At 62.2% G+C, this 10,639-nt stretch carries 16 protein-coding genes; 1 reads left to right on the forward strand and 15 read right to left on the reverse strand.

Going from position 1 to position 10,639, the window contains the following annotated elements:
• Window positions 1-637, forward strand: a 637-nt coding sequence (locus M622_RS40450; protein WP_217995333.1) for a hypothetical protein, incomplete at its 5' end; no start/stop codon positions are given.
• 102 nt (window positions 638-739) lie between these two features.
• On the opposite strand, the gene M622_RS40215 is transcribed toward M622_RS40450, so the two are convergent.
• From M622_RS40215 to M622_RS39480, 15 genes are all read right to left on the reverse strand, one after another.
• Window positions 740-913, reverse strand: coding sequence for a hypothetical protein (locus M622_RS40215; protein ID WP_157282118.1), 174 nt, complete (start codon window positions 911-913; stop codon window positions 740-742).
• Between the two features lie 286 nt (window positions 914-1,199).
• Window positions 1,200-1,448 carry a hypothetical protein gene (locus tag M622_RS35985; RefSeq protein ID WP_021250583.1) on the reverse strand — a complete coding sequence of 83 codons (249 nt, stop codon included), beginning with the start codon at window positions 1,446-1,448 and terminating at the stop codon, window positions 1,200-1,202.
• Window positions 1,445-2,575, reverse strand: coding sequence for a DNA-binding protein (locus M622_RS35990; RefSeq protein WP_021250584.1), 1,131 nt, complete (start codon window positions 2,573-2,575; stop codon window positions 1,445-1,447). Before M622_RS35990 ends, M622_RS35985 begins: the two co-directional genes overlap by 4 nt.
• A gap of 1 nt (window position 2,576) precedes the next feature.
• A complete protein-coding gene (locus M622_RS35995; RefSeq protein ID WP_021250585.1) occupies window positions 2,577-2,813 on the reverse strand; it encodes a hypothetical protein in 237 nt (78 codons plus the stop codon).
• Window positions 2,810-3,127: a hypothetical protein gene (locus M622_RS36000; RefSeq protein ID WP_021250586.1), complete on the reverse strand. Its 318-nt coding sequence runs from the start codon at window positions 3,125-3,127 to the stop codon at window positions 2,810-2,812. Before M622_RS36000 ends, M622_RS35995 begins: the two co-directional genes overlap by 4 nt.
• Before the next feature lie 27 nt (window positions 3,128-3,154).
• Window positions 3,155-3,436 carry a hypothetical protein gene (locus M622_RS36005; RefSeq protein WP_021250587.1) on the reverse strand — a complete coding sequence of 94 codons (282 nt, stop codon included), beginning with the start codon at window positions 3,434-3,436 and terminating at the stop codon, window positions 3,155-3,157.
• A gap of 1,231 nt (window positions 3,437-4,667) precedes the next feature.
• Window positions 4,668-5,558 carry a plasmid replication initiator TrfA gene (gene trfA, locus M622_RS36010; RefSeq protein ID WP_021250588.1) on the reverse strand — a complete coding sequence of 297 codons (891 nt, stop codon included), beginning with the start codon at window positions 5,556-5,558 and terminating at the stop codon, window positions 4,668-4,670.
• 117 nt (window positions 5,559-5,675) lie between these two features.
• Window positions 5,676-6,131 carry a hypothetical protein gene (locus tag M622_RS36015; RefSeq protein WP_031347428.1) on the reverse strand — a complete coding sequence of 152 codons (456 nt, stop codon included), beginning with the start codon at window positions 6,129-6,131 and terminating at the stop codon, window positions 5,676-5,678.
• 2 nt (window positions 6,132-6,133) lie between these two features.
• On the reverse strand, window positions 6,134-6,508 hold the full coding sequence (locus M622_RS39475) for a TrfB-related DNA-binding protein (protein ID WP_084520795.1): 375 nt from the start codon (window positions 6,506-6,508) through the stop codon (window positions 6,134-6,136).
• Window positions 6,509-6,511: 3 nt separating this feature from the next.
• Window positions 6,512-6,718, reverse strand: a complete 207-nt coding sequence (locus M622_RS36020) for a hypothetical protein (protein ID WP_021250591.1) — start codon at window positions 6,716-6,718, stop codon at window positions 6,512-6,514.
• A gap of 53 nt (window positions 6,719-6,771) precedes the next feature.
• Window positions 6,772-8,073, reverse strand: coding sequence for a ParB/RepB/Spo0J family partition protein (locus M622_RS36025; RefSeq protein ID WP_021250592.1), 1,302 nt, complete (start codon window positions 8,071-8,073; stop codon window positions 6,772-6,774).
• Window positions 8,070-8,834, reverse strand: coding sequence for a ParA family protein (locus M622_RS36030; protein ID WP_021250593.1), 765 nt, complete (start codon window positions 8,832-8,834; stop codon window positions 8,070-8,072). The genes M622_RS36025 and M622_RS36030 overlap by 4 nt, the downstream gene beginning before the upstream one ends.
• Window positions 8,835-8,942: 108 nt before the next feature.
• Window positions 8,943-9,254, reverse strand: a complete 312-nt coding sequence (locus M622_RS36035; RefSeq protein ID WP_021250594.1) for a DUF2761 domain-containing protein — start codon at window positions 9,252-9,254, stop codon at window positions 8,943-8,945.
• Between the two features lie 65 nt (window positions 9,255-9,319).
• Window positions 9,320-9,736, reverse strand: a complete 417-nt coding sequence (gene ssb / locus M622_RS36040; RefSeq protein ID WP_021250595.1) for a single-stranded DNA-binding protein — start codon at window positions 9,734-9,736, stop codon at window positions 9,320-9,322.
• Between the two features lie 66 nt (window positions 9,737-9,802).
• Window positions 9,803-10,540, reverse strand: coding sequence for a hypothetical protein (locus tag M622_RS39480; RefSeq protein ID WP_021250596.1), 738 nt, complete (start codon window positions 10,538-10,540; stop codon window positions 9,803-9,805).
• Window positions 10,541-10,639 lie beyond the last annotated feature (99 nt).

The following is a 10,639-nucleotide window of genomic DNA, read 5'->3' on the forward strand; positions in this document are numbered from 1 at the left end:
CAAGGCCAGTCCCGAAGGGACCAAGGCGAATAGCCGCGCCTGGAACGGGCATCCCGGTTTTTCGCGGAAGCGAAAAATGCCCCGGATTTTCGGTCTTCTAAAGGATCGGCCTGCCGTGATGCTGCCGCCTGTCGCACGCATCTTTCAGGTCGAGAAGGGCGTCAATCAACGCATCGAGAACCGGCGCTTCGAGGTACACACTCACGCGCGAAGCCGCCTTATCCGGCGTCGTCACCGTCAAGCGGAAATCATGCCCTCGGCCTACCTCGGCAACCGTAATGGACTCGGACGTACCCACGGCATGGGTGTAAGGAATCGAACGCTCGAACGGCTCATTGATCGCCACGGCAACACCTCAATTTCAGTAGGAATCCAGCGAACCGTAAGGCAGCAAGCGAAGTTGCTCAAGGCTATAGAGGGACTGGACGCAGCGCGGATCATGATCCACCACGCGGCGACCATGGTTGTTCGTCCGGTACGTCATCGGCTTGTCATCGTGTGCCCATACGGAATTGAACTCGGGGTTTACCTTAACCACGACAACCACGCGCCCGAGCAAGTAAGAGCGGTTATGTTTCACGGGTCTTGTCTATCCTTGCCCGCACCCATTCGGCCCCACCAAGACGCGCCAGCTTAGCCCGCTGCTCTGGCGTCATCCGCAGGGAGACCGTTACTGTTTCCTCTCCCTGCTTCACGGGCTTTCGTCCTTGGCCGCGCCCTGCGCCTCCGCGTCGATCGCTCATGCTTCGGAACGAACCCGCTTGAACGCGGCACGGTAATTCGCCTTTGCTTGCTCGTAAGCCTTTCGGGCTGTCGTCCGTTGTTCCATTGTGCTGCTCTGGTTACGGTCTACCGCTCTCCATGTGCTTTCGGCCTTTACTTTGGCTATCCGCGCCGCGTAGATCGGGTTCATTTTGTTGCTCCTGTTTGCTTGGTCGGTGTTGTTATTGTAGTGCGTTTTCAAAAGTATGCAAGCTGTGTTTGTGGTGCGCAATCAAAACATAACACAACGCTCGTTCGGGCCTGCGCAAAAATCCGCGCAGGCCGCACAGCTAAGCGTTATCCCCAGATTCTGTGGATAAAGCATGGGGGGTAAGTGTGTAGTTCGCCGTGCTGATCGAGTTCTTTGCTATCGCCCAAAAACAGCGGTGATGAACCGAAACGATTTGGCACCGGGAGCCGGGAACGATCTGCACGATTCACCCCTGCGACCGCACGAAGGGCAGGGCAAAGCCCGCCCGGTAGATGCCTAGCAGGCTGGTAGCCATGAAGCCGAGTTGCTGCACCAGAAGACCATAGCGCCCGATCCCCAAAGCAAAGCCGATCATGGCGACATTGGCGGCCAGAAACGCCAGCCAGCCATAGCGGGAAACCCGTGTGTGCGTTGCCAGAAGGAACGCCCCGAGAAGACCGGACAGCGACCCAGCCCATTCAAGGAAGTCGATCATTTCCCGCCTCCCTTGCCTTTCGTATCGCCCTGGTCGGCCAGGCGGCGGATGGTGTCGTTCTGGCCGGCAACCTGCGTGCGCAACGCCTCAAGCTCGCCTTGAGCGCGGCCAAGCTGCGAAGCGGCCTCGCGCGCTTCCTTGCGCGTGGCCGACAAGTCCGCCTCCAAGCTCTGCCTGCTCTTTTCCAGCTTGCCGATGACTTCCACGCTGCGGGCCTTCTGGTCCTTGAGTTGGTCCGCCAGGCGTGCGGCCTCGGCCTTGGCCGTGGCCGCCTCCTCGATCTTCGCCCGCTCGCGGGCGCTGGCTTCGTCGCGCTCGTTTTCGGCCTTGGTGCGCGCCTGGTGCGCGCGCTCTGCATCATCAGCGGCATGACGGCGCAGCTCGTCAAGGCGCTGCGCCTCGGCGCGGGCCTGCATCAGTTCGCCGGACAGGGCATCAACCCGCTCGGTGAACGCCTGCACCTGGGCATTGGCCTGGTCAAGCTGCGCTTGGACACGGGCCAGTGCGGTGGCGTGCTCGGCAAGCTGCCGGGAAAAGTCGGCGGTCAGGCGGGCCACTTCGGCGCTGTGCTGGTTGCGGGCGGCCTCGGCCTCGGCATGAACGCGCGCAAGCTCGGCTTGCTGCGCCTCGATCTGCTGCCGCATCTGCTCGGTGGTGGCCGTCAAAGCCGCTTCACGAGCGGCGGCCTCGGTCGCGGCCCGGTGCGAAGCGGTGCGCTCGGCGGAAAGCGCCCCTTCGGCAGTCTCGAGCCGGGCCGCGTCGGCATTGGCTTCTTCCTCCAGCCGTTCGACTTCGGCCAGGGCTTCATCCAAGCGGCGCTTGGTGGTCTTGATTTCGGCGTCGGCCTTCTCGCGGATGGCGGCGATCTCCTTGCCCGCCTCACTGGCGGCGGCCTGCCAGCACTGCGCGAAGGCGGCCTTGACGCTCTCGGGCATGTCGATGACCACGGGCGCGGGCGCAGCCTTGCGCGCCTGCTGCCAGGCGTCGATGTGCTTGCCAAGGGTGGAAAAGCTGCCCCGGCCTAGAACCTCGCGCAAGGTCGTTGCCGTGACCTCCTGGCCGTTGGCGGCCAGCTTGTCGGCGGCCTCAAAAACCTGTTCTTGCGTGTGTGCGGCGATGCGTCCCATGTCATTGCTCCGATTCTTGGTTGATGTTGTCCACTTCGGGCACGACCTCGGCCCGGCTGCTCAAGCGTTCCTTGCTGACCCAACGGGTTTGCTGAACCCATACGCCATTGATGCGGCGCGCGGCGCGAATCTGCACGCGCTTGGGGCCGATCGTCACCACGACAGCGGCCACGTTCATGCTGTAGCCGTAGCCGCCTCGCGGCTCGTACAGCCAATTCACCTTGTCGCCCGGTTTCATGCCGAAACCTCGACAGTGGCCGGATCGTAGCCGTTGCCCTTGGCGATCTGCGCCCGCGCCCTGGTCAGCGCCGCGCGCTCGGTCTTCGCCAGAAGCCAGAAAACCGGGCTGACGCGCTCGCCCGTGCGGCGCAAGCAAGCCGACACGGCGAAGCGTTGCGCCGGGGCAGAGGGCGGCGACTTCTGCACGCGGCAGCCGGAACCGTTGCAGGCGAAGCAAACCCCGCCTTTCACGTTGGCGTGACGCTCCACGCGACCCGTGCCCGCGCAACGCGGGCAGGCGACACGGTATCCCTCGGCTGTCTTCTGGCTCATTTTTTCGCCTCCGCGAAATTACGTTATTCAGCCCACGCGACGGGCACCGGCCAGGCCGTAGAAGCCCGCGCGTCCGGTGACGCTGCCGCAGTAGTTCGCCAGGGCGGCCAGGTTCGGGCCGCTCGGGTAGTCGCAGTGCCACGCACCGACCAACGAGAAGCGGATTTCCTCGGTCGGACGCTCGAAGTCGGCGCGATGGTGTGTGCCCTGCGCCGGGCCGGTGAAAACGCGCCCGCTGACCTCTATCCGGTCGAAAACCCAAGGCAAGGTGCATTGCTGGTAAGGGGTGGCGGCCTCTACTCGAATCATCGCGGGCGTCCTTTCATAAAGTAATTACGTTTTACGTTACGCTATTCTATCAAAAAATCCGCCTATGTCAAGCGTTTTTGGTTGTCAGCCGCGCAACAGCGCGACCGCGCCCGGCTCGGCCACGACGGTGGCCGCCCGGCCAGGTCGGCAGCGTTGTCCGCGATCTGGTCCCGCCCCGGCGCAAGTCTTGGCCGCCGTAGGTCATCCGTCACGGCGCAGCCCTCGGCCAGGGGTAACGCTGCGCCGCATTTGCGCCCGCTCGATGCCGCGAGACCGAAAATCGACCGCTCAGAACGCGCTACAGCGCGTTTTCTCGATGTCGGCAATACCTCACCTACCACAAGCCAGAAAAACGCCTTGGCGGGCCGTTGCGGCAGTCCTAACGGTGTTAGCGATGCACGATCGGTAAAAAGAAACCCCTCCCTCCCTTTGAAGACTGCGCCGAAGGCGCGGGAGGGGGGAGCCGCCGAAGGCGGGGGGAGGGCTTGCCCTCCCACAGGGGGGTCGAGTTCGAGCCGCGAAGCGGCTGACAGGGGGGCGGCACGCCCCCGCGAACCGTGGGGGCCGCGATATGGGGTGAGCGCGCAGCGCGAGGGGCTTTAGCACCTGGGGATGCCGGGAGGGGAGCGCCGAAGGCGCGGGCGGGGCGAAGCCCCAAGAGGCGGCGCGTCTTTTGGTTAGAAGAAGGGTTAGAAAAGCGGTTAGCGGCTCGAAAAATCTGCGTTTTAAATAAGCATATCAACGGCTTACAAAATCTGTGGATAGGTCATCTGTCACGAAAACCTAGGTCATCTGTCACGATTTTCTAGGTCATCTGTCACGCGGAACGGCCCAAAACGGGCCGTTTCGAGGCGAAACCCTAGGTCATTTGTCACCAAACCTAGGTCATCTGTCACCGTATTCGCCTCGGTGTCGCCTTGGGTCAGGTTGGCGGCGCAAGTTATCCACAGTTGCGCCCGCGAAGCGGTAAAAAGCGTGACGGATGACCTACGGTTTGCAGAATCGTCCTAGGTCATCTGTCACGCACCCTAGGTCATCTGTCACGCACCCTAGGTCATCTGTCACGCGCTGCGGCTTGATCTGTGGATAAGTCGCCCTCGATGCCCGAAAGGGTGCCGTGGTCGCGGCCTGGGCACGGTGGCCGCCGCCACGTCGTGACACATGACCGAGGGCCAGAAAGCGCCAAAGGGCGCTTGCGCGCCCCTGGTGCTGTGTTGCTTTGAGCCTCGGTCTAGTCGTTTGCACAGCGGATGCTGTCGTCGTCCGAGAGAAAGGCCAGCTTGGCAATTTTTGCTGCTTGGACATCCGCGCACGCCTTCTTGACGGTCTGCCGCCAGCTCGAGACGTTGCTATCGGTCGAGCCGCACATCTTGCCGAACGTTTCCAGCGACAAAGGGAAGGGGTGTTTGTGGCTCTCGATGTAGTCGGCCAAGCGGCGGGCCACGGGCGATAGGTTGCGGTACACCTCCCATCGATGACTGGTGAAGGTGTTGCCAGCGAACAGCACGATCAGGTTGGGGTCGATCCAGACACGGTAATGGGTCGGCTTGCCGTTCTTGTCGTTGACTGCGGTGTAATTCTGGATCAGGGAGATAGCACCACTCTTGCCGTAAGCCTTCGTGTTGAGGGCCAACACTTCGTTGGCCTTGAGGCGCGAAATGCACTCGCGGGCCTTGTCGTAGTAACGCCCGTTCTTGTGCCATCCAATATCGGCCACGAGGTCTTGAACGGAGAACTCGAAAGGCTCGCCAAGCGCCACGCGCTGGCCGTAGTTGAGGATTTGCAGCCACACGATTTCGTCATCCTCGGCCCGGAGCTCGATGCCGGTGTAGAGGATGGAAACATGCTCGTTGTAGTGGAACAACGGCTCGTGCATAAACGTCCGACGCGGCACGGTCTTGTTCCGAACGGTGAAGATGGAGGAACGCGCGTAGTCGTTCGGAATGTGGCGCAGGTCTTCGCGCTCTCCGATGGTGTCGGGAAAGATCAGGGCAAGCTGAAAATGTGAGTTCGGCTTGATGCCCTTGCTGTTGAGGTAGGCGGAACGCTGCATCTTGTCGAGCTGGCCGGTGCCCTTGGCGTTGGCTAGCCCTCCTGCGGCGAGTTCTGCGGCGGTTTTCATGGTGGTTCTGCTCCTTATCACCTATAATCCCGCCTGTTAAGCGATACCTTTAGCGGGGTTTGCTTACGTTGACTTTGAAGCCCGGCGTCTAACCACGTCGGGCTTTCTTTTGTGGCCTTACTCCCGACGCTCAGGCGCATCGAAGGCCACCATCTTCTTGAACCCTGGCGCTTCTCGAGCGGCATCGCGGCCAAGCCAGCCCTCAAGCGCAAAGAGCGTTTCAAAGGACACTAGGCCGTCAGCCTTGAGCTTCTTTGCAAGCTCGGCCTTGATCCATTCCGGTACGTTCTCCGCGTCTGCGATGCGGGCCAGCAATCCGTCAGGAACGATGCCGTCACGGTACACGTGCCGCAACCGGCCGTAATGGGTGCCCTTGGGCGCGAGCATGAACCACCCTCCGACCAGCACAATAGCCACTATTGCAGCGGCGCGCGGCGCATCGGTTTGCCAGATCGCAGCGGCGCACATCGCCAATCCGAGCAACAGCACAAGAAACCAGCTCGCAGCGTGCGAGCGTGCGTTTTGTTCCTTGCACCATTGCTTGACGATTCCGCTTATCGGCATCGCATCCATCTTCATTTCTCCTTCGTCTTCCTCGTCCGGGGTTTGCCCTGCATCGGTGGCGGCGAAGCCTGGGCGATTTCGCTTCGGAACTTGGCTATCAAGTGGCTCGGGGCAATCAGCGTGACTTGCTCCCAACCGGGAGGCAGCAGCGCGCCCGCGTTGGCGGTCACGCGTTGCGCCTCGTGGTAGTCCTCCAACTTCTTCCATACGACGTTGACGGCATCGCCAACGGCCTGCCGCGACCAGCCGAATTGATAACCCACGGCGGCCAGCGTCTGCCCGTCCACGAGGGCTAAGCGCGCGGCCTTAATACGATCATCGGAAATGTTCAGCAGGGGCCGCACGGCCTCGAACTCGGCGGCGGTCATCCGCCTTTTTGCGCGCATGGCTTACTTCTCCAAACAGGCGGCGTCGATCAGCTTGAGGGTTTCGGCCTTCTTACCGTCCTCGCCAGGCCGCGTTTGCTGCTTGGCCTTGGCTTGAAGGGCGGTCTTGGCGGCTTCACACGATTGGCGGGATGCGAACTCGATGTGATGCACGCCCACGGTGCTGGCCGTGCTCTCGAAGACGAGAAAGAGGATGAAGGCTTTAATCATGCGGAAACCCTTGTTGTGGTGGGGAAGGGCGGGGCGCTCGCCCCGCCTGGTGGTTATGCCTTGACGCTGCCAAAGACGTTCAACAGGCTGAATTTTGCTTCGCTGTCCGCGCCTTGCAGGAAGGCGACAAGGGCAAACGCCCCTTCGCCGTCGCTCGAAAACTGGCCGTTGCGGAAGCCTTGGATGACGGCGCGGCCCACGTCCTTGGCCTTCACGCCCGCGTCGTAGAACGAGTGAAGCCAGGCATCGACAGCTTCCTTGTCATCGGCCTGCATCACGTCAAGAACGGTCTTCGGGCTGCTGCCATGCTCGAAGATGTTGACATAGGCGTTGCTCAGGACTTCAGCCGGGGAGAAGGCCGCCGGGCGGCGCTCCTTGGCCTGGTCTTCGTCGGCCTGCGGTTCGCCCTGCTCGTCCGCGAACGGATCGGGACCATGCTCGCCCTGGTTGCGGTCGGCCTCGCTCATGAAGTCGCCCGGCACGTCGTCGCCGGTCGGTTTCGCGTCCGCGAAAACCGACACCGGGCCGGGTTCTTCGTGGCTGCGGTCCTTCGGGGTCGCCACGTCGCCGCCCTCGGCCTTGGCCTTGGCCTTCTTGCTCGGCTTCACCTTGTCCTTGACGGCGTTCGTCTTCTCGCGGGCATTGGCCTTGCCGCGCGTGGCCTTGAGGTCGTCGACCAGCTCCTTGGCGGCCTCGGGGTCGACCTTCTCGATGGTCTTGACGGTATTGATGACTTCAACATCCGCGCTCACGTTCTCGCTCACAAGCCGCTTGGCCTGCTCGGGCAGGTGCAGCAGGGAAAGCATCTTTGACAGCCAGGGGCGGCTTTTCTGGTGCTTTTCAAGCACGGCCTCGATGCTGCCCAAGCGGTCAAGGTCGCGCTGGATCTTCTTGGCTTCCTCGATCTGCGTCAGGTTCTTGCGGTGGATGTTCTCGGCCATCTGCGCGTCTTCGGCTTCCTCGTCCGACATGTCGCGGATGTAGGCCGGGATTTGCTCAAGCCCGGCGAGCTTGGACGCGCGATAGCGGCGCTCGCCGGCAATGAGTTCGTAGCCGTTCGAGTTCGGGCGCAACAGGATCGGTTGCAGCACGCCACGGGCCTTGATGCTGGCCGCCAGGTCGTCAAGGGTGTTTTCCTCGTCCTCGAAGGTTTCGCGGATTTGCGCCTTCACCTCGATCATGTCGAGCGGGATCAGGGAGTATTGCGCGCCGGTATCGGCAAACAGGGCGTCGATGCCAGCGCCCAAGGCGTCGGCGGCTCCGGTAAAGGCGTTTTCTGCGATCTTCACGGCGTTGGCTTCCTTCTGGTCTTTCGGTTTGGTCTTGGTCTTGGCTGCGGTCTTGGCGCTGGTCATTTGCCGATCCTCCCAAGCACGGATTCACACGCCGCGCGCCACTCCCGGGCGGCCTTCAAGTGGCCGTCGCCCTTGGTGGCCACCCACACCGGGCGGCGCTTGGCGATGGCCTTGCGCACGGGCGCGCGCTCGGGCAGGACTTCGGGCAGGATCGCCGCGCCGTAGCGTTCGCGCAGGGCGGCCAGCGCCTGGCGTTCCTCGGTGCTGCGGTTGTTGGTCTTCATCGGCAGGATGCCGACATGGCGCAGCCGGGGGTTAAAGCCCTGGGTGCGGACAACATGAATGGTCTGCATCAGGTCGGCCACGCCCGCTAGTTCGTACAGGCCCACGGAAACCGGCGTCACCACGAAGTCAGACGCGGCCAGCGAAGCCATGAGGCGCACGCCCAACAGCGGCGGGGTGTCGATCAGGCACAGGTCGAAGTCTTGCGCGAAGCGGCGCAGCGCCACGCCAGGGCGGCGGATGACTTGGTTCTCGGCCTTGTCGATGGACAACAGCCCGTTGTCGGCGCGGATGATCGCCAGCTTGTCGGTGATGGTCTGCGGCTGCTCGCCGTTCGGCTCGGCGTCGTACAGCTTCGACGCCTGCAAGCCCGGCGCGGCCTCGCCGTTGGCCGGGAAGGTCAGCGACAAGCTACCTTGCTTGTCCATATCCACCAGCAACACGCGCAAGCCAGCTTCCAGCGCGGCATACGCAAGATGCACGGTCAGCGTGCTTTTGCCGACGCCGCCCTTCTGGTTCGCTACAGCCAAGATTTTCATGTTCAATGTCCTTTCGAGTTCGTTACGTTGACTTGGAATATGCTTTTGTTATGGCCTCTATTCTATGGGCTGCCGGATTGTATGTCAAGCGTTTTTGCTTGACGCGGTTCAGGAATTGGCCTTCTCGGCGGCCAGGCGCGCAGCGTCGGCGGCGCTGAGAAAAACGGTCATCAGCGGCCCCACGGTCCGGTAAGTGCCGGTGTCAAAGCACACGTCGAAGTCTTGGCCGCTCGTGTGGGCATCAATGCCTTCCACCAAGCGCCACGGATCGAAGCCCAAGCCTTCGGCTTCTTCGCTGTAGAAGTAGGCCGGAACATCGCCGTTGAGGTCACTAGCGGCCAGGTCGGCCACCAGCACGGCCACGCGGCCCGTGGTGGGATGAACGTAACCCGGCGCTTTGGGTTGCGGGAACTTCGGCATGGTCTGAACTCCTGGGCGGGTTGGAAGGATCGCCCCGGCCAGGCCGGGGCAGGGTGGGGCGTCGGTCAGAACGGGATATCCGAATCGTCCATGTCGCCAGCGGTCGGCGGCACGTCGGCCCTGGGCGCGTTCGGCACTTCGTTGGCGGCCTTCTTGCCAAGCATCTGCATTTCGCGGCCCACGATTTCCGTGGTGTAGCGGTCGATGCCGTCCTTGTCGGTCCACTTGCGGGTGCGCAGCTTGCCCTCGATGTAGATTTGCGAACCCTTCTTGATGTACTCGCCCACGACTTCGGCCAGGCCCTTGAAGAACACCACGCGATGCCACTCGGTCTTTTCCTTCTTCTCGCCGGTCGCCTTGTCCTTCCAAGTGTCGGTGGTCGCCACGCTAATCATGGCGGTCGGCGTGCCGTCCGGCATGTAGCGGATTTCGGGATCGGCTCCGACGTTGCCAATCAGCGCGGTTTTGTTCAGTGAGGCCATGTTTTCAAGCTCCTTGTGCTTACGTTGAGAAAGTGCCCCGTCTCCCACGGGGCCAGGGTCTTGCGATCAGAACTCGGTGGTCAGCGTGCCGTCGTCCAGCCGCTTCATCACGTCCGCGCCTTCCTCGGCATCGGCCAGGGCGGCAACCGCCGCGCGGTGCGTCGGGAAGTCGGCCCAAATGTCTTCTTTGTCGGTGCCGGGGTTGGTCACAACGACCCAAGGATTTGGGTTATGCACCTCGGATGTAGCCTTGAGGCTATGGCCGCAATCGCAAGCCGTTCGGGCTTCATCAGGAACGCCGCGCCAGCCGGTAACGGCATAACCCACGCCCACAGGGGCAACACCCCCACAACGTTTGCACTGGTAGCCTGTCGCCTTGATTGCGCGCTTGGCCTTGATTTCGGCCAGGGTGCAGGGCGTGAAATGCAGGTCCAGTTCAGCGCCGCAGCGGGTGATTTCCTCGATGCAGATATAACCGCACTCGGCCATTTCATCGTCGCCGTTGATGATCGCGTAGCCGTATGCCTGCTGAACCCCGCCGTCCACGTCCTTCTCGGTGATGTACCAATCGCACCCGCCGACGAAGTAGTGAAGGTGCGCGGTGGCCTGGTCGCCCTTGTCTTCCTGCTCGTAGGTCTTGGGCATGGCCGCGATCTGCTGCGCCAGGTCGATGAACTTTTGCAGGAAGAACGGCCCTTCCTCACCCCCGCCCGCATGGGACATGACCAACAGTTGCGTATTGGACAGGAACGGGCGAACGGTCGGGACGGCCAGGACTGCTTGCATCATCAGAGAGTGTTCCATTTTCGATTCCTTGCTTACGTTGACTTGAGGCTTTTATTTGCTGGCGATTCGTCTCGATCACCATGACTAAAGTATATTCTCTGCCCGGTTTCGTGTCAA

It is taken from the genome of Thauera terpenica 58Eu (assembly GCF_000443165.1).
Lineage (GTDB): Bacteria > Pseudomonadota > Gammaproteobacteria > Burkholderiales > Rhodocyclaceae > Thauera > Thauera terpenica.

Coding starts and splice junctions, on each gene's coding strand:
- M622_RS40215 (WP_157282118.1), bottom strand. CDS start 913: ATGAACCCGATCTACGCGGCGCGGATAGCCAAAGTAAAGGCCGAAAGC.
- M622_RS35985 (WP_021250583.1), bottom strand. CDS start 1,448: ATGATCGACTTCCTTGAATGGGCTGGGTCGCTGTCCGGTCTTCTCGGG.
- M622_RS35990 (WP_021250584.1), bottom strand. CDS start 2,575: ATGGGACGCATCGCCGCACACACGCAAGAACAGGTTTTTGAGGCCGCC.
- M622_RS35995 (WP_021250585.1), bottom strand. CDS start 2,813: ATGAAACCGGGCGACAAGGTGAATTGGCTGTACGAGCCGCGAGGCGGC.
- M622_RS36000 (WP_021250586.1), bottom strand. CDS start 3,127: ATGAGCCAGAAGACAGCCGAGGGATACCGTGTCGCCTGCCCGCGTTGC.
- M622_RS36005 (WP_021250587.1), bottom strand. CDS start 3,436: ATGATTCGAGTAGAGGCCGCCACCCCTTACCAGCAATGCACCTTGCCT.
- trfA (WP_021250588.1), bottom strand. CDS start 5,558: ATGAAAACCGCCGCAGAACTCGCCGCAGGAGGGCTAGCCAACGCCAAG.
- M622_RS36015 (WP_031347428.1), bottom strand. CDS start 6,131: ATGGATGCGATGCCGATAAGCGGAATCGTCAAGCAATGGTGCAAGGAA.
- M622_RS39475 (WP_084520795.1), bottom strand. CDS start 6,508: ATGCGCGCAAAAAGGCGGATGACCGCCGCCGAGTTCGAGGCCGTGCGG.
- M622_RS36020 (WP_021250591.1), bottom strand. CDS start 6,718: ATGATTAAAGCCTTCATCCTCTTTCTCGTCTTCGAGAGCACGGCCAGC.
- M622_RS36025 (WP_021250592.1), bottom strand. CDS start 8,073: ATGACCAGCGCCAAGACCGCAGCCAAGACCAAGACCAAACCGAAAGAC.
- M622_RS36030 (WP_021250593.1), bottom strand. CDS start 8,834: ATGAAAATCTTGGCTGTAGCGAACCAGAAGGGCGGCGTCGGCAAAAGC.
- M622_RS36035 (WP_021250594.1), bottom strand. CDS start 9,254: ATGCCGAAGTTCCCGCAACCCAAAGCGCCGGGTTACGTTCATCCCACC.
- ssb (WP_021250595.1), bottom strand. CDS start 9,736: ATGGCCTCACTGAACAAAACCGCGCTGATTGGCAACGTCGGAGCCGAT.
- M622_RS39480 (WP_021250596.1), bottom strand. CDS start 10,540: ATGGAACACTCTCTGATGATGCAAGCAGTCCTGGCCGTCCCGACCGTT.